At 75.9% G+C, this 20,467-nt stretch carries 18 protein-coding genes; 7 read left to right on the top strand and 11 right to left on the bottom strand.

All coding sequences use genetic code 11. From position 1 onward, the window contains the following. Window positions 1-166 precede the first annotated feature (166 nt). The gene (locus tag QSK00_RS13570) at window positions 167-577 is read right to left on the bottom strand and encodes a hypothetical protein (RefSeq protein WP_285591425.1); all 411 of its coding nucleotides are present in this window, start codon (window positions 575-577) and stop codon (window positions 167-169) included. 116 nt (window positions 578-693) lie between these two features. Continuing rightward, the gene (locus tag QSK00_RS13565; RefSeq protein ID WP_285591423.1) at window positions 694-1,803 is read right to left on the bottom strand and encodes a glycoside hydrolase family 27 protein; all 1,110 of its coding nucleotides are present in this window, start codon (window positions 1,801-1,803) and stop codon (window positions 694-696) included. Between the two features lie 65 nt (window positions 1,804-1,868). Here QSK00_RS13565 and QSK00_RS13560 point away from each other — a divergent pair, with 65 nt between their 5' ends. Together QSK00_RS13560 and eccB are read left to right on the top strand one after the other, a co-directional pair. After that, window positions 1,869-2,339, top strand: a complete 471-nt coding sequence (locus tag QSK00_RS13560; protein WP_285591421.1) for a hotdog fold domain-containing protein — start codon at window positions 1,869-1,871, stop codon at window positions 2,337-2,339. 93 nt (window positions 2,340-2,432) lie between these two features. Then, window positions 2,433-3,839 carry a type VII secretion protein EccB gene (eccB, locus tag QSK00_RS13555; protein WP_285591419.1) on the top strand — a complete coding sequence of 469 codons (1,407 nt, stop codon included), beginning with the start codon at window positions 2,433-2,435 and terminating at the stop codon, window positions 3,837-3,839. Here eccB and QSK00_RS13550 read toward each other — a convergent pair whose 3' ends face one another. The 4 genes from QSK00_RS13550 to QSK00_RS13535 form a co-directional block, all read right to left on the bottom strand. Beyond that, on the bottom strand, window positions 3,840-5,426 hold the full coding sequence (locus QSK00_RS13550) for a serine/threonine-protein kinase (RefSeq protein ID WP_285591417.1): 1,587 nt from the start codon (window positions 5,424-5,426) through the stop codon (window positions 3,840-3,842). A gap of 206 nt (window positions 5,427-5,632) precedes the next feature. After that, window positions 5,633-8,089 (bottom strand): HelD family protein, encoded by a 2,457-nt coding sequence (locus tag QSK00_RS13545; RefSeq protein ID WP_285591415.1) that lies wholly within the window; start codon window positions 8,087-8,089, stop codon window positions 5,633-5,635. A gap of 103 nt (window positions 8,090-8,192) precedes the next feature. After that, window positions 8,193-9,236, bottom strand: a complete 1,044-nt coding sequence (locus QSK00_RS13540; RefSeq protein ID WP_285591413.1) for an MBL fold metallo-hydrolase — start codon at window positions 9,234-9,236, stop codon at window positions 8,193-8,195. A 4-nt stretch (window positions 9,237-9,240) separates the two neighbouring features. Beyond that, window positions 9,241-9,978 carry a pyridoxamine 5'-phosphate oxidase family protein gene (locus QSK00_RS13535; RefSeq protein WP_285591411.1) on the bottom strand — a complete coding sequence of 246 codons (738 nt, stop codon included), beginning with the start codon at window positions 9,976-9,978 and terminating at the stop codon, window positions 9,241-9,243. Between the two features lie 452 nt (window positions 9,979-10,430). Between QSK00_RS13535 and QSK00_RS13530 the strand changes: the two genes are divergently transcribed. Then, complete coding sequence (locus QSK00_RS13530; protein ID WP_285591409.1) at window positions 10,431-11,612, top strand: heparin lyase I family protein; 1,182 nt, start codon at window positions 10,431-10,433, stop codon at window positions 11,610-11,612. A 71-nt stretch (window positions 11,613-11,683) separates the two neighbouring features. On the opposite strand, the gene mihF is transcribed toward QSK00_RS13530, so the two are convergent. Continuing rightward, window positions 11,684-11,995 carry an integration host factor, actinobacterial type gene (mihF, locus tag QSK00_RS13525; RefSeq protein ID WP_026204617.1) on the bottom strand — a complete coding sequence of 104 codons (312 nt, stop codon included), beginning with the start codon at window positions 11,993-11,995 and terminating at the stop codon, window positions 11,684-11,686. Between the two features lie 376 nt (window positions 11,996-12,371). On the opposite strand from mihF, the gene QSK00_RS13520 reads away from it, so the two are divergent. Further along, on the top strand, window positions 12,372-13,229 hold the full coding sequence (locus tag QSK00_RS13520; RefSeq protein ID WP_285591405.1) for a DUF4190 domain-containing protein: 858 nt from the start codon (window positions 12,372-12,374) through the stop codon (window positions 13,227-13,229). Window positions 13,230-13,296: 67 nt separating this feature from the next. On the opposite strand, the gene QSK00_RS13515 is transcribed toward QSK00_RS13520, so the two are convergent. Genes QSK00_RS13515 through QSK00_RS13500 form a run of 4 tightly spaced genes read right to left on the bottom strand, consistent with a single transcriptional unit; the run spans window position 13,297 to window position 16,901 of the window. Then, window positions 13,297-13,947 carry a class I SAM-dependent methyltransferase gene (locus tag QSK00_RS13515; protein WP_285591402.1) on the bottom strand — a complete coding sequence of 217 codons (651 nt, stop codon included), beginning with the start codon at window positions 13,945-13,947 and terminating at the stop codon, window positions 13,297-13,299. Beyond that, complete coding sequence (locus QSK00_RS13510; protein WP_285591400.1) at window positions 13,937-14,881, bottom strand: lysophospholipid acyltransferase family protein; 945 nt, start codon at window positions 14,879-14,881, stop codon at window positions 13,937-13,939. Before QSK00_RS13510 ends, QSK00_RS13515 begins: the two co-directional genes overlap by 11 nt. Further along, the gene (locus QSK00_RS13505; protein ID WP_285591399.1) at window positions 14,878-15,705 is read right to left on the bottom strand and encodes a GNAT family N-acetyltransferase; all 828 of its coding nucleotides are present in this window, start codon (window positions 15,703-15,705) and stop codon (window positions 14,878-14,880) included. Before QSK00_RS13505 ends, QSK00_RS13510 begins: the two co-directional genes overlap by 4 nt. Continuing rightward, window positions 15,702-16,901, bottom strand: coding sequence for a glycosyltransferase family 4 protein (locus tag QSK00_RS13500; RefSeq protein WP_285591397.1), 1,200 nt, complete (start codon window positions 16,899-16,901; stop codon window positions 15,702-15,704). Before QSK00_RS13500 ends, QSK00_RS13505 begins: the two co-directional genes overlap by 4 nt. A 314-nt stretch (window positions 16,902-17,215) precedes the next feature. Here QSK00_RS13500 and QSK00_RS13495 point away from each other — a divergent pair, with 314 nt between their 5' ends. The 3 genes from QSK00_RS13495 to QSK00_RS13485 all read left to right on the top strand — a co-directional run bounded on the left by QSK00_RS13495 (window position 17,216) and on the right by QSK00_RS13485 (window position 20,465). Further along, entirely contained in the window at window positions 17,216-18,190 is a 975-nt protein-coding gene (locus QSK00_RS13495) for an SAM-dependent methyltransferase (RefSeq protein WP_285591395.1), read from the top strand. A 201-nt stretch (window positions 18,191-18,391) separates the two neighbouring features. After that, the gene (locus tag QSK00_RS13490; protein ID WP_285591393.1) at window positions 18,392-18,799 is read left to right on the top strand and encodes a transglycosylase family protein; all 408 of its coding nucleotides are present in this window, start codon (window positions 18,392-18,394) and stop codon (window positions 18,797-18,799) included. Window positions 18,800-18,821: 22 nt separating this feature from the next. Further along, window positions 18,822-20,465, top strand: a complete 1,644-nt coding sequence (locus QSK00_RS13485; protein WP_285591391.1) for an FAD-binding dehydrogenase — start codon at window positions 18,822-18,824, stop codon at window positions 20,463-20,465. Window positions 20,466-20,467: the final 2 nt, after the last annotated feature.

Raw genomic sequence — 20,467 nt, 5'->3', positions numbered from 1 at the left:
ACCGTTCTCATCGATAACGCGATCGCCGCCAGCCTTACCCTTGACCGCAGCGTCCGCTACCAGCGGAACACCAACCTGTCCGCGATGTGCTGAGACTTATCTGTCCAGGATGTGCTGAGACATCACACCGTGCCAGGACACGGAGAAGTACTCACGGGCGGAGCACCTACGCGGGTCGCGGCATCCCGGGGCGACGCGCGGCGAGGGCACGGTGCGGCACCCGTGCCGGGGCGTCGGCGCGCACCGGCACGGCGCCCGGGCGGGCCGCCCGCCCGGCCGGGACCGGACCGCGCATCGTCGGGGTGACCGGCATCGGGCGACCGGTGAGTACGGCGGCGAGGACGCCCAGCACGTCGGCGGCACCGGCGTAGTCCGCCTCGGGCACGCGTCCGAGCAGCTCGCGCGTCACGGTGTCGCAGCCGTACAGGTCGCCGGCGGTGACGATCTGCCAGCGGCGGGCGGGGAAGGGCAGCTCGCGCAGGATCGGCAGGAGCCGCTCGGCCAGGGCGGCCGGCGAGCACTCGCTGCGCGGGAGTCCGGGGACGGCGACCGGTGCGGGGCGGGGCGTCGTGGGCATCGGGTGCTCCTTCGGGTCCGCGGCGCCATGCCGCTCCATCTCCCCTGTCCCCTGCGAACATGTTCCATAACCCTCGTTGTGCGCCAGACGGGTGTCGAACGTTCCGGGATGCGGAATCAGGACACGACGACGATCGTGTCGTGCGCCGCCACGAGCTCCCCCGGGGCGACCGCACCCCCTGCCACCACGTCGCGCCCCGCGATCCCGGCGGGCACCGTCTCCGGGCGGTCGCCGAGAGCGGTGACCGACACCGCGGTCCGCCCGTCCGCGAGTGCCCGGCGCAGCACGAGCCGGTCTCCGTCCCAGGTCACGGCCGGGGTCGACCACGCCGGGTCCTGGTCGATCGCGACGAGGTCGGGGTTGGCGAGCAGGGCGATCGCGGCGGGGTCGTCCCGAGCGGCCGCCGCGACGTCCGTCCCGGCGAGCAACGGCGCCCCCAGCATCGACCACACGGCCATCTGGCTGGCCTGCTCGGTCGGGGTCGTGCCCGGGTTCCCGACCTCGAGCATGTCGGGGTCGTTGCCCCGGGCGTACGGCACCGCGGTCGTGAGCCGGACGATGTCGGCGATCGAGTCCCAGTCGTCGGCCACGTCGTGGGTGGTGCGCCACACCTGCGCGATCCCGGGCGCCCAGCCCCACGGCGCCGAGTTCCCCTTGTCGCAGACGGCGAACACGATCGGCCGCCCGGTGGCCCGCAGCGCGGCCGCCATCGCCGTGTAGCGGGCGATCGCGTCGGTACCGGCGGTGAAGCAGTCGTCCTCCTTCACGTAGTCGACGCCCCACGCGGCGAACGACGCGGCGTCGGCGGTCTCGTGCCCGAGGGAGGCCGGGAAGCCGCGGGGATCGCAGGTCATGGTCCCGGCGCTGGTGTAGATCCCGAGGCGCAGGCCGCGGGCGTGGACGTAGTCGGCGAGGGCCGCGATGCCGTGCGGGAAGCGCACCGGGTCGGCGACGAGGCGGCCCGCGGGATCGCGGTGCGGCGCCGCCCAGCAGTCGTCGAGGTTGACGTAGCGGTAGCCCCGGTCGCGCAGCCCGGTGCCGACCAGGGCGTCGGCCTGGGCGTGCACCCAGTCCTCGTCGAAGGCGTCCGTGCAGCCCGTCGCGTTCCAGTTGTTCACGCCCATCGGGGGCGCGGCCAGGGAGACCGCCGGGATCGGGACGGCGGGGGCATCGGCCGCCACCCCGAGCACCAGGAGCGCGGCGAGGAGCACGAGGAGGGACCGCATCGCTCGCGGAGCGTGCCCGCCCGAGCTGTGTGCACCATCTGTTACTCCTGAGTAGGTTCTCATCCATGAGTGCCGTGCTGTCCTCCTGGAACCGCTTCTCCGGCTCGCTGCCCGGCCGGCTGCTCGTCAGCGGTGCGGTGTGGCTGCGGGCCCCGTACTTCCTGACGGCGGCCCCGGTGATCAGCGAGCTCGACGAGAAGCACAGCCGGGTGCGGATGACGAAGTGGTGGCTCGTGCACAACCACCTCGGCACCGTCCACGCCATCGCCTCGTGCAACCTCGCCGAGTACGCGATGGGGGTGCTCGCCGAGGCCGCCGTGCCGCCGAGCCACCGCTGGATCCCGGTCGGCATGGAGGTCCGCTACCTCGCCACCGCGAAGACCTCCGTCGTCGCCGACGCGCAGTGGGCGACGCCGCCCGCGTTCGGGCCGGACAAGGAGGACGTGACGGTGGAGGTCGCGATCCGCGACGACCGGGGCACCGAGGCCGTCCACGCCTCGATCCGGCTCCGGGTGTCCCCGCGCCCGCCGAAGTAGGTTCCCCGCGGGCGGAACGAACGACGCGTTCGTGCGGCCAGAAGCCGCGAACGCGTCGTTCGTTCCGTCCGGCTGTGCCACGATCGGCCGGTCATGAGCGCCCCGCCCGAGTCCCCCGGCCGCCGCGGCGCGACGGCGGGGCAGGTGGTGGCGGCGCGGTTCTCCGCCCGTCGGCTCACCTCCGCGCTCGTGCGTCGCGACCCGGCGCCCGTGGTCGACCCGCTCCGCGCGCACTCCCGCGCCACGGTCGCGGGCGCCCTGCTCGCGGCGCTGGGGCTCGGCGCGGCGGCCGTGGTCGGCGCGGTCCACCGGCCGGCGGACTGGCGGACCTCGACGATCGTGGTGGGCGAGCGGTCCGGGGCGCTGGCGGTGGTCACGCGCGCCGACCCGCCCGCCCTGATCGGTGTCCCGAACCTCGCGTCCGCGCGGCTCGCGGCGGCCGCCGTGGCGGGGGCGCCCGTGCCGGTCGACCCGGTGGAGATCGACGACGACGTGCTGGCCGCCGCACCGCGCGCCCGGCCCGTGGGGATCGTGGACGCTCCCGTGCTGCCGCCGCCCGACCTCCCCGGTCCCACGGTCTGGTCGGTCTGCGACACCACCGAGGCCGCCCCCGACCGGTCCCGCCCCCGCACGACGACCACCGTGCTCGGCGGCACCCGCCCGTCCGGGCGGCCCCTCGCGCCCGGCGAGGGCCTCGTCGTGGTGGACCGGGCCGGGCAGAACTGGCTGGTCCTCGGCGGGACGCGGGCCCGCCTCGACGTCACCCGCCCCGCCGTCGTGGAGGCCCTGGGGCTCGGCGGCCTGCTCCCCCGTCCCGCGAGCAGCGGGTTCCTCGCCGCGCTGCCGGAGGCGCCGGCGATCACGCCCCCGGTGATCCCGCGGCGCGGGGCCCCGGTCCCGGTCGACCTCGCGGGCGAACGGGCCGGCGGGGTGGTCCGCCTCGTCGGCGCCGGGACCGCCGACACCTACCTGCTCGTGCTCAGCGACGGCGTCGAGGTGGTGCCCGAGCTGCTGGCGCGTCTCATCCGCCTCGACGACCCGGCCCTCGCCGGTGTCCCGATCCCGACCGTCTCGCCCGCCCAGGTCGCGAACACCCCGGTCTCCCGGGCGATCGACGTCGGCGCCTACCCCGATCCGGCTCCGGTGCCGCTGCCGCCGGACCGCGCGCCGACGGCCTGCGCGGACCGCACCGCCGGGCCGGCCGGGGTGACGGTGGCGGACGGTCCGCTGCCGCCCGGCGTGGCGCTGCGCCAGGCCGACGGGTCCGGCGACCGGGCCGACCGCGCGGTGCTCCCCGGTACGGGCGTGGCGATCCGCGGGGAGGACGGGGCCCTGGCCGTGGTCGGGGCGAGCGGTTCGGTGCACGGGGTGCCCGACGCCGCCACCGCCGAGGCGCTGGGGCTGGGTCGCACGGCCACGTCGGCGCCGCGCGCCGTCATCGGCCTGCTGCCCACCGGCGCGCCGCTCTCCGTCGAGGCCGCCACCCGCCCGCTGGGCTGATCAGCGCCCGGCCGCGACGACCTGGTTGGGCTGCTGCGGCGCCGGGTCCTGGTCGGGCACCGGGGCCTCGGTGGTGGTCGAGCGCCCCGACGGCTCGGTGGTGACGACCGGCGGGGGCGGGGCCTGCGTGGTGACGACGGGTGGCGCGGGCGCCACGGTCGGAGCCACGGGGGCGGGGGTGGTCGTCGTGGTGCGTACGCGGGTCCGGGTCGTGGCGCGCACCCGCGTCGACTCCACCCGCTCGGGTGCCTCGGTGGTGGTCGGCACCACGACGGCCGGCACTGGTGGCGCCGGGACCTGGGTGGGCACCGCGGGCAGCGGGGTGGCCCGGGCGCCGGCGACGAGCGAGTAGGCGAGCGCGGACCCGGCGACGAGCACCACCGCCAGGACGATGCCGACCGTGAGGAGCACGCCGCGTCGCCGTCCCGACGACGGCGAGGCCCCGGTGGGCCGGTCGAGCGCGGGTCCGGTGGGGACGCCGGCGGTGAGGAACGGGCCCGGCGCCTGCGCGGCCGGACCCGTCGCGAGCGGCACGGCGCCGGTCGGCGCGGCCATCAGGGCGGGCGAGAGCACCGTCTCGGCGTCCAGACCGATCTCCCGCGACACCCCGCGCATCGCCGCGAGCACCTCGTCGGCCTCCGGGCGGGCGGCCGGCTCGTCGGCGGTCATGGCGACGAGGAGCGTGCGCAGCGACTCGGGCAACGCCGTCGGCACTGCGGGGCGCCGGTGCAGGCGGGCGACGGCGGCCTCGAGCGCGTTGCCCGGGTACTCGCGGCGTCCGGTGACGCACTCGATGAGCACCAGGCCGAGGGCGTAGATGTCGACGGCCGGCGTGACCGCCTCACCGCGCACCTGCTCGGGGCTCAGGTAGGACGCCGTCCCGATCACCATGCCGGCCGCGGTGACGGGGGCCGCGTCGCGCACCGCGGCGATCCCGAAGTCGGAGAGGTGGGCGCGGCCCTCGGCGTCGAGCAGGACGTTGCCGGGCTTCACGTCGCGGTGCACCACGCCCCGGCGGTGCACGTAGCCCAGCGCGTCGGCGAGGGCGGCACCGAGGGCGACGACGTCGCCGAGCGGCAGCGGGCCCCGCCGGATGCGCTGGGCGAGGGTGTCGCCCTCGATGAGCTGCATGACGAAGTAGGCGCGACCACGGTCGTCGCCGACGTCGTAGACCGTGACCAGACCGGGGTGCGACAGCGCGGCGAGCGTGAGCACCTCGCGACGGTTGCGCGCGTCGGAGCCCTCCTCGAGATCCCCGACCAGCTCCGCGGGCGACGCGGCCGCACGGGACCCGGACCCGCCGTCGTCCCGGCCGTAGCGGGCGTGCTCGGCGCCCGACCCGTCGTCGGGACCGGCCTCGTCCGCGGGCGGGTCGGCCGGCGCGTCCGCGGAGCCCGGCACGTCCGGCGCGGCCTTGGCCTCGGCGACCACGTCGCCCCCGGCACCGAACATCTTGATCGCGACGTCGCGGCCGAGGAGCTCGTCGCGGGCGCGGTAGACGTCGGCGGCGCCGCCGCGGCCGATGAGGTCGCCGACGGTGTAGCGCCCGCCCACCACGGAGGGCGGCCCGGCCTCGGTCGTGCTCACCGCGCCACCTCCTCCGCTCCCCGCCGGGGTCCATCATCCCCCGGAACCCGGCCCCGTGTCCGTGATCCGCACGAACCCGGCCCACGGTTCATCCCTGGTCAACGACGACGTCGGGCCCGGGACGCGGGTCGTTACGCAGCCGTGAGCTGGGGTGTCCGGATCGTGACGAACCGGATGCCGGGCCTGCGCCGTCCGCCCGGCGGGGCTCAGCCGACGGGCGTGTCGTCCAGGGCCGCGAGGACGGCCGGGAGAGCGCCCGGGTGCACGACGTCGAGGGAACGGGTGGCCCGGGTGAGGGCGACGTAGAGGTCGTTCAGCCCGCGCGGGGACTCCGCGACCATGCCCTCGGGGTCGACGAGCACGACGGCGTCGAACTCGAGGCCCTTCGCGTCGGACACCGTGGAGACCACGACGGCCACCTCGAGGTCGGAGCCGCCGCGTTCGTCGTCGGTCTCCGCGGCATCGCCGGCGACGAGACCGTCGGCCACCAGCCGCGCGCGCAGCTCCCCGACCCGGCTCTCCGGCACGAGCACCGCGACCCGGCCGTTGCCCTCGGCGTCGACGACCTCGTCGGCGGCCGCGCGGGTGGTCGTGGCCACCTGGTGCGCGAGGCCCGCCGGGTCGGTGGCGACCGCGCGGGGCGGCACCCCGGACTCGCGCACCGACTCCGGCGGCTTCTGCCCCGGGTCGATCACGGCGAGCACGTCCGCGGCGACCGCCGCGATCTCGGCCGGGGTGCGGTAGTTGACGGTGAGCGACTCGCGGCGCCAGCGCGCGGCGACGTAGGGCGAGAGCACGGAGTGCCAGGAGGAGGCGCCGTCGCGGGCCCCGGTCTGGGCGACGTCGCCGACGAGCGTCATCGACCGGCTGGGGCAGCGGCGCATCAGCACGCGCCAGGCCATCGGCGAGAGCTCCTGCGCCTCGTCGACGATCACGTGCCCGAACGTCCAGGTGCGGTCCTCGGCCGCCCGCTCGGCGGCGCTGGCGTAGGAGACCTCGCGGCTGCGGTCGGCGAGCACCGAGGCGTCGACGACGTCGGTGGGGCGCAGCAGCTCCGGGTCCCAGTCCTCCTCCATCGCGAGGATCTCGAGGACGCCGGCGGCGTAGGCCTCGTCCGCCTCGCGCTTGCGCTCGGCCCGCTCCCGCTCGGCGGTGTCGTCCTCGCCGAGCAGCTCCGCGGCCTCGTCGAGCAGCACCGCGTCGGCCGGGGTCCACCACTGCGCGTCCAGCGGGTGGCGGGGACCGGACTCCCGCCGGAGCAGGGCCCGGTCGGCGTCGGTCCAGCCACGGGTGGCGGCGGCGATCCGCTTCGGGTCGGTGAACAGGTCGACGAGCAGCTGCGGCGGGGTGAGCGTCGGCCAGAAGGCGTCGAGCGCGGCCATGAGGTCCGGGTCGTCGCGCATCGTCTGCCGGATGTCGGCGAGGTCGCCCCGGTCGAGCAGCCGACGGTCGGAGTCGGGGACCTCGGGGTGCGAGCCCTGCGTGGCGATCCGGTCGCGCTCGCGCCGCGCGAGCAGGTCGACCGCCTCGCGCAGGAACGTGCGCTTGGCGTCGTTGTGGGACCGGCGGGTGCGCCGCGCCCGGGTGCGGGCCTGCGCGACGAGGTCCCGGTCGATCTCGACGGGCTCCCCGTCGACCACGAGCCGCACGGGCCGCCGCGGCAGCTCCTGCCGGTCCCGGACGGCGGCGGCGAGGACCTTCGCCATGTCCAGGTCGCCCTTGCGGGCGGACCGCTCGGGCGCCTCGTGGCCCTGGGCCGCGAGCCCCGGGTAGAGCTCGCCGACGGTCTGCAGCAGCACCGAGGTCTCGCCGAGCGAGGGCAGGACCTGCTCGATGTAGCGCAGGAACGTCGGGTTCGGCCCCACCACGAGCACGCCGCGCTTCGCGAGCTGCCGCCGGTGGGTGTAGAGCAGGTACGCCGCGCGGTGCAGCGCGACGGCCGTCTTCCCGGTGCCCGGGCCCCCCTCGACGACGAGGACGCCGTTCACCCCGGCGCGGATGATGCGGTCCTGCTCGGCCTGGATGGTGGCGACGATGTCACCCATCCGCCCGGTGCGGCCCGCCGTCAGCGCGGCGAGCAGCGTCGCCTCGCCGGTGAGGCCCTGGCGCTGGCCGTTCGAGGCGGCGACGGCCGCTTCGGCCAGGTCGAGGATCTCGTCGTCGACGGCGAGCACCCGGCGGCTGCGGGTCCGCAGGTGGCGTCGGCGCCGGATGCCGTCGGGGTTGGCCGCCGTCGCGGTGTAGTACGGCCGGGCGACCGGGGCACGCCAGTCGATGAGCAGCGGCTCGTAGTCGTGGTCCTCGTCGAGCAGCCCGAGCCGGCCGATGTAGACCGTCTCCTGGTCGAACCCCGGCGTCTCCGGGTCCGCGTCGCCGCTCAGCGCCTCGGGCTCGACGTCGAGCCGACCGAAGCAGAGGCCCTCCTCCACCGCGGAGAGCGTCGCGAGCTGCTCGGAGTACATCGCCGCGGCCGCGTCCCGCTCCGAGACCGCCTGCGGCGTCCCCGTCGTCTCCTCGCGCAGCACCCGGGCCAGCAGCTCGGCGGTCTCCTTGCGACGCACGTCGAGCCGCCCGTAGAGCATCTCCACGTACGGCTGCTCGGCGGCGACCGGGTCTCCGGCCGGCTCGCTCTGCGGTCCGGCGGGGGTGACGGGGTGGGACAAGGACGACCTTCGTTCGCGCTCGCGTGCCTGCGGTGAGGGCCCTCCAGCCTAACCGCCGCGGGTGGGGACCCGGCGCCCCTTCCCGACGGCGGGTGCGCCCGCGTCAGCCGCCGACGGCGTGCCGCGCGACCCCGTCGTCGCCGACCGCGCGCGTCACCCGGCCCTGCGCGCCGAGCACCTCGAGGTGGGCGTCGGTCTCGAGGATCGCGAGCACCTGGTGGAACCCCTCGAGGTCGTCGAGCTTCGTCTCGCGCCGCGTCCACGTCATGGCCGCCGCCACGTCGAGGGCGGTCGCGTCGCCCGCCACCACGCGCCGCTCGATCTCGCCCAGCCGCGCGTCGTGGTGGTCGAGCAGCTCGTCGATCCGGGCGTGCACGCTCGGCGCGACCGGCCCGTGGGCGGGCAGCAGCTGCCGGTCCGGCCGCTCGCGCAGGCGGGCCAGCGAGGAGAGGAAGCGCTGCAGGGCCCCGGGCCGGGCGTCGGGCTCGAACCCGATCGACGGGGTGATGTGGGGCAGCACGTGGTCGCCCGCGAACAGCAGCGGCTCGTGCTCCCCGTCCGCCTCGAAGACCAGGTGGCCACGGGTGTGGCCGGGGGTCTCGAGCGCGGTCAGCGTCCGGTCGCCGACACCGATGCACTCCCCGTCGACGAGCCACCGGTCGGGCAGCGCGTAGTCGGCCATCTCGTCCTCGGAGGGCGCGGGGACGGTGCCGGCGACCTCGTCGGCCAACCCCGACGCCCCGGCGACCCGGAGCCCGGCGAGCTGGGCCGCCATCGGGGTGGGACGCGTCGCCATCAGCTCCAGCGAGTCCCGCTCGCCGACCCCGAGGGCGACCTGCGCGCCGGTCTCACGGCGCAGCGCCACGGCCTGCGTGTAGTGGTCCCGGTGCATGTGCGTGACCAGGAAGCGGACGATGTCGCCGACCGCGGCCCCCGAGCCGGCGAGGGCGGAGTCGAGGATCTCCCGGGCGGTGGTGAGCGTCCAACCGCCGTCGACCAGCGTCAGCCCCCCGGCCTCGGCGAGCACGTAGACGTTGACCGCACGCAGGGCGTCGAAGGGCAGCGGCAGCGGGACCCGCAGGACGCCCGGCGCCACCTGTTCCGGCTCGGGTCGGCTCCAGGCGTGGCGGTCGGGGGTGGCGCTCATCCGCTCAGGATGCCGCGCCCGCTCCCGCACGCTCGTCGACCGGGGACATCTCACGTTCCGGGGCGGTCCGGTCGGCCTCCGCCGCCTCCGCCGCCTCCCGGGCCTCCGTGGCCTCCTCGGCCCGCCGGGTGGCCGCCGCGCCGAAGAAGTCGCCCCCCTTCGGCGCCGTGGCGTCCGTGCCCCAGCGACGGCGCCGGTCGGCCGGGACCATCCGTGGGATGTGCTTGCGGCAGTGGATGTAGGCCTCCTCGACCTCGACCACCACCCACAGCTCGGCGCGCCGCCCCGGCACCGGGTCCGACGGCAGGTCGGGGTACTCGCCGCGGAGGTCCGCGTCCTCGACGACCCGGGCCGTCCCGTTGACGTGCAGCCCGATCAGGTCCTCGACGAAGTCGATCATCATGAGCCCGACGTGCGGGTTCTCCGCGATGTTGCCCAGGCTCGCCATGACGCCGTTGCCCCGGTACTCCGGATACGCCACGTGCCGGTCGTCGAGCACCTCGACGAAGCCCTCCGGCCCGGCGCGCAGCGAGGAGTCGCACTCGCCGTGCGCGTCGGAGGTGGCCACGAAGAGCAGGCTCATCCGCCGGACGAAGTCGATCATCGTCGGCAGCAGCCGGTCGCGCACCTGATCGCCGTAGAAGCGGTCGGCCCGGGCGGTGGTGCCCAGACGCTCCTGCAGCTGGTGCTCCCCGTGCGAACCGGGGAGCAGGTCGCGCGGATCCAGGGCGGCGTCGGTCATGGTCCTCGTCTCGCGTCGGGGGTCGCGCGGGCCTCGACCGACGATGGTACGGACGCCGACGACCGGGTCCACCGGGGTCGACGCGCAGGTCGGAGGCCGTTCGGAGCAACTTGACCGTGACGTCGGTCACGGCTTCGTCGGGTGTACCGACGTGACCTGCGCGTCTCGCGATCGCGACCCGCCCGTGAGCAGGCAGAACGTGACCTTTTCGTGATGCGGCCCTCGCGCGCGCGTCCCGCGGCCGTCCGACGGGGCCTCCGGGGAGTCCCTACGGTGGGAGGTGACCGGCGCCCGCCGCGGTGCCGGTCCCGGACCCGTGGCGCCCGCCTGTCCCGGCGGGTCCGGCCCCCCGAACCGGTGCGGGACAGGTGGACACGCCTCGACGACCCCGTCGGGGCACCGGATCGCTCCCCCTCGACCGGGTCCCGTGCGCCACGACCGAGGACCGACCCATGGCTCGACATCGCTCCGGGGCCCAGCAGCCCCGTACGGGGTCCTGGCCCGCGGCGCTGGACGCGCCGGCGTCCGGACCCCGCCCCTACGGCGGTGGCCGCCACCGCGGTGACCCGGCGACCACTCCGCTCGACCTCGCCGCCATCGCCCGCGCGACCGCCGAGGCCCGCGGGACGGCGCCCGGGCGTCAGCCGTGGGCCCCCGCCGACGACGAGCGTCAGCAGCCCGCCACACCCGCGACCGGCAGCCACCGCACGCCCCGCGCCCGGGCCCTGTCGACCACCCGCGCGGCGGGCGCCCTCGCCCTGTTCGGCGCCCTCGCGGGCGCCAGCGTCGCCGCGGCCAGCACCGGGCCGGCCTTCCTCGCGGACCCGCCCGCCGACGCCGGCGAGCTCGTGCGGCCCGACGCCCTCGCCGTCGCCCCGGCCGGTGTCTCGGAGGCCGTGACGCCGCGCGTCAGCCCCCACACCACGTCGGCGGCCCCGACCACGACGACGACGCCGCCGACCACCTCCACTGCGGAGGCCGCCCCCCGTGACGACGGCGGCCGCACCCTCTGGTCGGCCGACTTCCGCGAGGCCGGCCTGAAGAACTTCAAGTCCACCCCGTGGAACAACCAGGGCGCGAAGTCACCGACCCTCGCGGGCGGACTCCTGAACTTCCTCATGCCCGGCGGCGGCAAGCGCTCCGAGGTCGAGCCCGACTTCAAGAGCCTCTCCGAGGGCGACGAGTACTACTTCGGGTTCTCGGTGCGCCTGGCCCCGGACTTCCCCGTGAACACCTCCGACTGGCAGGTGATCACGCAGTTCAAGAACGACGGCACCGGTACGCCTCCGCTCGAGCTCAAGGTCCAGGACGGCAAGTTCCTCGTCGACGGCGACGGCGGCGGGTTCTCCCGGGAGGTCGGCCCCGCGACGCCGGGCCAGTGGACCCACATCGTGCTCAAGGTGAAGTTCTCGTCCTCGGACGGCACGGTGAGCGCCTGGCAGGACGGCGTGCAGCGCTTCGCCGACTTCGCCCCGCCCTCGGGGACGCTCTACGAGGGCAAGGACAGCTACGTGAAGACCGGCATCTACCGGGACACCTCGATCGGCCAGGCCGGCAAGCTCTCGTTCGGCAGCTGGGCGATCGGGACGAGCCTCGGCTCGGTGAGCAAGGACCTGCCGGCCGGCACCGACTGACGCCCGGTCACACGACGACGGCCCGGTCACCTCGCGAGGTGACCGGGCCGTCGTCGTGAAGGCGGGTGGACTCAGCCGAGGGCCGAGACCAGCGCCTCCTTCTGGCGGGCGCCGAGGCCGGCGACACGCCGGTCCTCCGGGATGCCGGCCTGCTCGAGCACCGCGGCGGCCTTGGCCGGGCCGTAGCCCGGCAGGGCCCGCACGAGCTGCGACACCTTCGTCTTGCCCGCGATCGGGTCCTCCTTGCCGCGGTCGAGCACGGCCGGGATGGTCTCGTCACCGCTCTTGATCCCTGCGAGCAGGGCCGAGCGGGCCTGACGAGCCTCGCGGGACTTGGCCTGGGCCGCCTCGCGCTGCTCGGGGGTCAACGTGGGGAGTGGCATGGTCTCCCTCTCTCCTCACCTGCACAGGTCTGGTCTCGGTGCGACCGCGCCCCGGACGGGCCGGCCGGTCTCATCGTGACCGGGTGACGGGTTCCTCCCCGGTCACGACACACCATCGCGCACCACGTGTCGGTGGCTGACGCCGGGGGCAGGTGGTCGACCCCGACGCCGGTGACGGTGGCCGGACGCTACACCGGGCCGTTTTGCCACCACGGGCTGACCTGGTGTTATCGCTCAACGTAACATTAACTAGGCCGAACGAGTGGCACTTTGCTGCATTACTTGGCGTTTTGGTCGACGAAGAGTGACGGTAGTCGGGCACCCGGCAGAGCCCGGAACCACCGCCGGGACACCCCGGCCGACCAGGGAGACCGCCATGACGCAGCACCTCGACCACCCCGTCACCCCGATGATCGACCCGTCCGTCGACGCCGCCACCACCACTCCGGCCGGTGGCACACCCCTGGTCCAGAACCCGGGGTGGCCGCCGCCCGGCTCGCCCGTCGGCCACCCGGCCCCGGCGCCGGCGCCGTACTCGACCCCGACCCCGGCCGGCACCGCGTACCCCGTCGCCCCCGAGGCGCCCCTGAACACGCTGTCGTGGGTGTCGGTCGTGGTCGCGTTCGTCGTCTCGCCGGTCGCGATCGTGCTCGGCGCGATCTCGCGGCGCCAGATCGCCCGCACCGGCGAGCGGGGCAAGGGCCTCGCGACCACCGGCATCGCGCTCGGCATCGTCTTCACGCTCATGGGCATCGTCTCGACGATCATGGTGCTGTCGATGGTCACGACGGTGACCTACACGCCGGCCCCGGCCCCCGCGCCGGCTCCGGTCGCGGCGGCCCCGTCCTCCGCCGCCGCCCCGGCGGCGACCGACCCCGGCACGGCCACCGGCCAGGCCGACGTGCTCACCGCCTACCTCGACCTGATCGGCGCCAACCAGACGTTCGAGACGAACTGGCAGGCCCACAACACGGCCGCGGAGCTCCGGGCCGACATCGCCGAGTACCGGGACGCCGTGCAGAAGTTCCGGGACACCGTCGCCGCCGCGGACCTCCCGGCCGACCAGCGGGCCCGGATCGACGGGCAGCTCCTGCCCGCGGTCGACAAGGTCCTGGCCGACTGCAACGGCATGCTGAACGCTCAGACCGACGCCAAGGTCAAGGCGGCGGCGCAGGCCTTCGACACCGACAACCCGGCCATGGTCCAGACGGCCGCGGACGCCATCAGCAGCTGATCCGGCCCGGGGGGGTGAAGGACCGGCCCGGCGCCGGGAGCCAGGAGCTCCCGACGTCGGGCCGGCGTCATGCCCGGACCGGGCGGGCGGCGCGGTGCACGACGGCGGGTGGCAGGTTGCGCCAGACCGTGGGGCTGGTGGTGACCTCGCCGTAGAGCTCGCGCAGCTCCTCCTCGAGGGCCCGCGCCGGCCCGGCCCACCGGGTGAAGGTGTAGCCGAACTGCACGAACACGCCGCCGGCGGCGAGGGTCGAGGCCACGACCGGCAGCAACGAGTCGTCCCGCCCGGGACGGGTCGCGGACCACCCGAGCCCGCTGACGACCACGTCGACGCCCCCGGTCGCGGGCAGTCCCCGGACCGCGAGCAGGGTCGGGAGCTCCGCGACGTCGGCCGGGACCACCTCGACCGTCGGGAGCCGCTGGGCGAGGTGGTGCGCCAACGCCGGGTTCAGCTCCACCGCGAGGTGCCGGCCCCGCCCGCCGAGGCGACGCGCGAGCTCCAGGGTGAAGGCGCCGGACCCCGCACCGAGCTCCACGACGACGGGCGCGGTCGTCCTCGTGGGCCCCTCCGGCCCCAGCGCGGCGTCGGCCACCGTCCGGGCGAGCGCGGACGAGCTCGGCCAGACCGAGGCGGTGGCCACGGGAGCCCGGACGAACTGCGCGGCGAAGCGGGCGTCGTCGCGCCAGCCGCGGGTGGGGACGTCCTGGTCAGGCGGCACGGGTCACCTCGTCACGGGTCATCCCGGCGGGCCGCACGGCCGGGCGGACCGGGCCGTGGACGGCCGGCACCGGGCGCGGGTCGGTGCCGGGCGCGGGCAGGGCCGCGGTGATCGCCGCCGCGGCGGCCCGGGCACTGCCGCGGCGGGCGGGTTCCCGGTCGCCGGGCCGGTGCTCGTGCCCGACGACACCGGTCCACGCAGGGAGCACCCGCACGGTCAGCACGGTCCGCGGCGCGGCGGCGACGCGGAGCAGGGAGGAGAGGAGGTCGTCGTCGCCGACGAAGGCGGCCGTGGCGTCGACGGTCCCGCCGGCGTCGGCGTAGGACAGCGCGACGGGGACCACCGGGGCGTCCGCGTCGAACGCGGCCTGGAACGCCGCCGGACGGAACCGGCCGAGGTCGCGACCGCAGCGCGTGGTGCCCTCGGCGAAGACGCCGACGCACCCGCCGGCCCGCAGGGCGTCCGCGACCGCGGCCACGGCGGCGGGCAGGGCGCGGAGGCGGTCCCGCTCCAGGAAGACGGTGCCGACGCGGGCGGCCATGGCGCCGATGAGCGGCCAGGACCGCACCTCGACCTTGGCCAGCATGCGGACCGGGGTGACCCGGTTGAGCGCGAGCACGTCGAGCCAGGACACGTGGTTCGCGACGACGAGCGATCCCGCGGCGGGGCGTGGACCGGTCACCACGACCGTCACCCCGGCCGCCGCGAGCAGCCGGGCGCACCAGAAGGCCTGCATCCGGCCGACCGCGCGCGGGCCGAGCAGCGGGGCGAGGGCCGCGAGCGGCACCCCGGCGAGCAGCACCACGAGGAGCCCGGTCATCCGCGCGACGGTGCGGGCGAGCCGCCGGAACCGGACCCACCCGTCGTCGGGAACCCGCTCGGGCAGGCACGCCGGGGTGCAGGGGGACGCCGGGAACCAGCCGGAGGGACTCATCCGTCCTCCCCCAGCAGGTGGCGGCGCCAGCGCGGGTCGATGGCGGTGTGGTCGAGCAGGACCAGGAGGTCGGCGACCCCGAAGTCGTGGTCGATCGCGGGGGCACCGCCGATCTCGGCGCCCAGGCGCAGGTAGCCGCGCAGCAGCGGCGGGGTCAGGGCGCGGGCCGCGCGACGGCCTTCGTCGGGACCGATCGGGGCCGGACGGTGCGGGACGACCCGGCGCTCGTCGGGGGCGTAGTGCTTCTCGCGGACCAGCGACCAGACCGCGCCCGGCAGCTCCCCGTCGGCGGTGAGGGGAACGCTGGCGCACCCCACCAGCCAGCGGTGCCCGGAGAGGACGAGATAGCGCCACATCCCCGCCCACACCAGCGAGAGCACGGTGCCGGTGCGGTGGTCGGGGTGCACGCAGGAGCGGCCGACCTCGACCAGGCGGGAGCGCAGCGGATCGAGTCGACGCAGGTCGAACTCGGTGTCGGAGTACAGCCCGCCCGCCTCGGCGGCGCCCTCCGGCGTGAGCATGCGGTAGGTGCCGACGATCGAGCCGTCGGTGTCGTCGCGCACCATCAGGTGGTCGCAGAACGCGTCGAACCGGTCCTCGTCGCGGCCCTCGTCGGCCGCCGTCCCCGGAGCGAGACGCGCACCCTGCTCGACCGCGAACACGTCGTGGCGCAGCCGCTGCGCCGCGCGCACCGCGCCGGCCTCGCGGGAGACGAGCAGGCTGTAGCGCCCGGAGTCCTCCGGCCGCGCGATCTCGTCCCGGGCGGGAGCGGGGCCGGCCGGGGCGGCCGCTCCGGTGGTGAGCAGGACCTCGGTGCTGGTCATGCCGCGGTGTCTACGGTGCCAGTGCGCCGTTCGGCCGACCCGCGCGTGACGACGCGGTGTGCTCCGCGTGAATCGTGAGCGGTGAGATCCGCGTAGTGCCCCAGCAGCTCCTCGCAGACCGCGGGCCAGGTCCGGCCCGTGGTCGACGCCCGGGCGGCGAGGCCCGTCCGGCGGCGGACGGCCGGCTCGTCCCGCCACTGCCGGACCCGCTCGGCGAGGCCACCCCCGGCGGGGTCGTCGACGTCGAAGAGCCACCCCGTGACCCCGGGATCCACGAGGTCGCGCACCCCGCCCGCGTCCGGCGCGATGACCGGCAGGCCGGTGGCCTTGGCCTCCTGCACCGTCTGGCAGAAGGTCTCGAAGGGGCCGGTGTGGACGAAACCGTCGAGCGCGGCGTAGGCGGTGGCGAGGTCGGAGCCGCCGCGGAAACCGAGGAAGGCGGCGTCGGGCAGGAGCTCGGCGAGCCGCGACCGGGCCGGGCCGTCCCCGACGACGACGACGCGCACGCCGCGCAGAGCGGAGAGCGCGGCCAACCGCTCCACCTGCTTCTCGTGCGCGAGCCGCCCGACGTAGCCGACCAGCATCTCCCCGCGCGGCGCGAGCTCCCGGCGCAGCGCCGCCGCGGCCGCGCCGCCGTCGGCGTGCTCCGCGGCCGGGCGGAACCGGTCGGTGTCGACGCCGCGACCCCACCGGTGCACGCGCGGGATCCCGTGCTCGCGCAGCGCGTCGACCGCCCACGCCGACGGGGCGAGCGTCCGGTCCGCGCGGCTGTGCAGCCGCCGGGTCCAGCGCCAGGCCGCGCGGGCGGTCAGCCCGACGCCGTACGAGGCGGCGAACCCGGCGACGTCGGTCTGGTAGACCGCGACGGTCGGCACCCGCAGCCGCCGGGCCGCGGTGATCGCGCGGGCACCGAGGACGAAGGGCGACGCGAGGTGGACGACGTCGGGACGGAACTCCTCGAGGGTCGCCCGGACCGCGGGCGTGGGGACGCCGACGGGGAGGGAGTCGACCACCGCGAGATCGAGCGCCGGGACCCGGATGACCGGGGTGCCCTCCACCTCGTCGGGGCCGACCCCCGGGGCCAGGACGAGGGCGTCGTGCCCTCGTCGTCGGAGATGGGCGATGACCTGCAGGACCGAGTTCGTGACCCCGTTGACCTGGGGCAGGAAGGACTCGGTCACGACCGCGACGCGCACGGGATGGACGGTTGCCGCCGTGAGGTCCGGGTGAGCGACGACGACGTGACCTCCCGCCGAACCCTCTCCCAACAGCTCGGAGCGGCCGCGCTGTGACCTAGTCGTGACATCTGACCGTCCGTGACGAGATCGGCGCGCGCCACGGAAGGCGCCCGGCGCGGCACAGGGTTTTGCGGACGGGTCGCTCACCGTGCGGGGTCGTCCGGACCTCGACGCGCTGGTTCCTCCGTGGTGCGCGTTTGACACCGCCGGATCCCCCTTGCCTACTGGCCACCGACCGCCCCCGCCCGGAGGCGACCGTCGGAGGTGGCCGCGTGCTCGAACCGCCGCGCCGCCACCGCCCCGCCCCGCCGGCGCCGGGGAACCCCGGCGGCCTCGCCGAGCGGGCCGCGACGCCCCGTGCCGTGCTCGGGCTGCCGCCCGGGTCGGTGCCCGGCCAGGCCGGTCCGCCCGCCGGCGAGGTCCTCCACCCCGCCCTGCCGTCGTCGCCCACGCGCGGGCGGGAGCCGTCGCCGTCGCCGGAGGAGTTCGAGCGGCCGAGTTCGGCGCGCGTCTACGACTACCTGCTCGGCGGGGCGGCCCACGGCGCCGTCGACCGCCGCGCCGGCGACGAGCTGACCCGAACCTCGGGGGACGTGGTGACCCTGGCCCGCGAGAACCGGGCCTTCCTGCGCCGGGCCGTGCGGTTCCTGCTCGCCGCCGGCATCGACCAGTTCCTCGACCTCGGCTCCGGGGTGCCCACCATGGGCAACGTGCACGAGGTGGTCGCCCGCAGCCGGTCCACGGCCCGGGTGGCCTACACCGACGTCGACTCCATCGCCGCCCTCCACGGGCAGGCGCTGCTCGCCGCGGTGCCGACGGCGAGCTACAGCACGGTCGACGTCACCGACGTCGCCGCCGTGCTCGCCGCACCGGGGGTCGCCGGCCTGCTGGACCTCGGCCGGCCGGTCGGGCTGCTCGCGTTCTCGATGCTGCAACACGTTCCCGACGACGCCGCCGGGCTCGTCGAGCGCTACCTCGCCCGGCTCGTGCCCGGCAGCGCGCTCGCCGTCTCGCACTTCACCACCGACGACGGCCGGGCCACCCGGCACGTCGAGCGGATCACCGCGAGCTACGCCCACGGCGCCCCGCGGGCCCGCTCACGGGACCAGGTCGCCCGGATCGTGGCCGGGGTCGATCTCGTGGAGCCCGGGCTCACCTGGGCCGGGCAGTGGCGTCCGGAAGCGGGGCGGCCACCGGCCGACACCGACCCGCGTGGTCACTGGGCGGCGGTCGGCTTCCTGCGCTGAGCGCCCGTTCGGCCGATTCAGCCGTATGGGGTCGCTCCGTTCGCCGCCCACCGCCCGCAGCCCGCCACTCACCGCGACACTGCGCGGCCGTCCGGTCACGCGAGGTGACGGAAGGTCTCGGTTCGATTACGGTCCCCGCCTGCCGGTCCGCTCCCCACGCACTCCGGCCCGAGTGTCCCCGACTCGACTTGGAGCCGACGTATGTCTGGTCGCCACCGCAAGCCGTCCACGCTGTCCGAGACCACCGGCAGCCTCGCCCTCGCGTCGCTCAAGGTCGGCGTCGTCGCCGCCTCCGTGACCGCGCCGGTCGCCCTGGCCGGCACCGCCATGGCCGCGCCGAGCGCGACCGCCTCGCCGGAGAGCAACGCCACGTGGGACCGCCTCGCCAAGTGCGAGTCGACCAACAACTGGGACGCGGACACGGGCAACGGCTTCAAGGGCGGCCTGCAGTTCACCGACTCCACCTGGCGCGAGTTCGGCGGCCGCAAGTACGCGCCCTCGGCCGACCAGGCCAGCCGCGAGGAGCAGATCGCCGTGGCGAAGAGGGTGCAGGACGAGCAGGGCTGGAAGGCGTGGCCGACCTGCACCAAGAAGCTGGGGATGCGCTGACCGCTCTTGGCATGATGGCGGCGTGAGCACCCCGGACGTCGTCGTCGTCGGAGCCGGCCTGTCCGGGCTCGTCGCCACCGCCGAACTCGCCGACGCGGGTCGTCGGGTCGTCCTGGTCGACCAGGAGCCCGAGGCCTCGCTCGGCGGGCAGGCCTGGTGGTCGTTCGGCGGGCTCTTCCTCGTCGACTCCCCGGAGCAGCGCCGGCTGCGGATCCGCGACTCGGTCGAGCTCGCGTGGTCGGACTGGCAGGGCTCCGCCCAGTTCGACGCGACCGGCGACGAGCAGGGCCGGGCGTGGGCCCGGGCGTACGTCGAGTGGGCCGCCGGGGAGAAGCGCTCGTGGCTGCGGGCGCAGGGCGTCCGCTTCTTCCCCGTCGTCGGATGGGCCGAGCGGGGCTCCGGCTCCCCGACCGGTCACGGCAACTCCGTTCCGCGCTTCCACATCACCTGGGGTACCGGCCCCGGCATCCTCGAGCCCTTCCTGCGCCGGGTGCGTGCCGCGGTCGCCGACGGGCGCGTCGAGCTCCGGCACCGCCACCGCGTGGACCGCGTCGTCACGACGGCAGGTGTGGTCACCGGCGTGAGCGGCGCGGTGCTCGAACCCAGCGACGTCTCCCGCGGGCAGTCGAGCTCGCGCGTCGAGACCGGGACGTTCGAGATCGCCGCGGGCGCCGTCGTCGTCACCAGTGGCGGGATCGGCGGGGACCACGAGGCCGTGCGGAAGTACTGGCCGGCCCGCCTCGGCACCCCGCCCGAGCACATGATCTCCGGCGTGCCCGCGCACGTGGACGGCCGGATGATCGGCATCACCGAGGCCGCGGGCGGCGCGGTGGTGCACCGCGACCGGATGTGGCACTACACCGAGGGCATCGTCAACCACTCGCCGGTCTGGCCGCTGCACGGCATCCGCATCCTGCCCGGGCCGTCCTCGATGTGGTTCGACGCGACCGGGCGACGACTGCCCGCACCCCTGTTCCCCGGCCACGACACGCTGGCGACGCTCGCGCACATCCGGTGCACGGGGCACGACCACACCTGGTTCGTCACCACCCAGCGCATCCTGGAGAAGGAGTTCGCGCTCTCCGGCTCCGAGCAGAACCCGGACCTCACCGGCCGCGACATCCGCCTGACCCTGCAGCGCGGTCGTCCGGGCCCGACCGGTCCGGTCGGCGAGTTCCAGCGCCGCGGCGCCGACTTCGTGGCGGCGGGCTCGCTCGCCGAGCTGGTCGACCGGATGAACGCCCTGACCCCCGAACCGCTGCTGCGCCTCGAGGACGTGGAACGGGAGGTCGTGGCCCGCGACCGCGACCTCGACAACCCCTACGGCAAGGACGCACAGCTCGCGGCGGTCCGCAACGCCCGCGGCTACCTGGGCGACCGGCTCGTGCGGGTCGCGGCGCCGCACCGCCTGCTCGACCCGGAGGCGGGCCCGCTGGTGGCGGTGAAGCTGCACGTCCTCACCCGCAAGACGCTCGGCGGGCTGCACACCGACCTCGCCGGCCGGGTGCTCGGCGTGGACGGCGTCCCGGTGCCCGGGCTGTACGCGGCGGGCGAGGCCGCCGGGTTCGGCGGCGGCGGGGTGCACGGCTACAACTCGCTCGAGGGCACGTTCCTCGGCGGCTGTCTGTTCTCCGGGCGCACGGTCGGGCGGGCGCTCGCGGGGTAGTC

This window comes from Actinomycetospora sp. NBRC 106378, assembly GCF_030269685.1.
GTDB lineage: Bacteria > Actinomycetota > Actinomycetes > Mycobacteriales > Pseudonocardiaceae > Actinomycetospora.
Note: the sequence above shows the minus strand (reverse complement) of the source record. Positions and strands in the feature narration are given on the sequence as shown.

Bases quoted from the DNA above. Each gene is read 5' to 3' on its own strand.
- QSK00_RS13570 (WP_285591425.1), bottom strand. From the start codon at position 577: ATGCCCACGACGCCCCGCCCCGCACCGGTCGCCGTCCCCGGACTCCCG.
- QSK00_RS13565 (WP_285591423.1), bottom strand. From the start codon at position 1,803: ATGCGGTCCCTCCTCGTGCTCCTCGCCGCGCTCCTGGTGCTCGGGGTG.
- QSK00_RS13560 (WP_285591421.1), top strand. From the start codon at position 1,869: ATGAGTGCCGTGCTGTCCTCCTGGAACCGCTTCTCCGGCTCGCTGCCC.
- eccB (WP_285591419.1), top strand. From the start codon at position 2,433: ATGAGCGCCCCGCCCGAGTCCCCCGGCCGCCGCGGCGCGACGGCGGGG.
- QSK00_RS13540 (WP_285591413.1), bottom strand. From the start codon at position 9,236: ATGAGCGCCACCCCCGACCGCCACGCCTGGAGCCGACCCGAGCCGGAA.
- QSK00_RS13535 (WP_285591411.1), bottom strand. From the start codon at position 9,978: ATGACCGACGCCGCCCTGGATCCGCGCGACCTGCTCCCCGGTTCGCAC.
- QSK00_RS13530 (WP_285591409.1), top strand. From the start codon at position 10,431: ATGGCTCGACATCGCTCCGGGGCCCAGCAGCCCCGTACGGGGTCCTGG.
- mihF (WP_026204617.1), bottom strand. From the start codon at position 11,995: ATGCCACTCCCCACGTTGACCCCCGAGCAGCGCGAGGCGGCCCAGGCC.
- QSK00_RS13520 (WP_285591405.1), top strand. From the start codon at position 12,372: ATGACGCAGCACCTCGACCACCCCGTCACCCCGATGATCGACCCGTCC.
- QSK00_RS13510 (WP_285591400.1), bottom strand. From the start codon at position 14,881: ATGAGTCCCTCCGGCTGGTTCCCGGCGTCCCCCTGCACCCCGGCGTGC.
- QSK00_RS13505 (WP_285591399.1), bottom strand. From the start codon at position 15,705: ATGACCAGCACCGAGGTCCTGCTCACCACCGGAGCGGCCGCCCCGGCC.
- QSK00_RS13490 (WP_285591393.1), top strand. From the start codon at position 18,392: ATGTCTGGTCGCCACCGCAAGCCGTCCACGCTGTCCGAGACCACCGGC.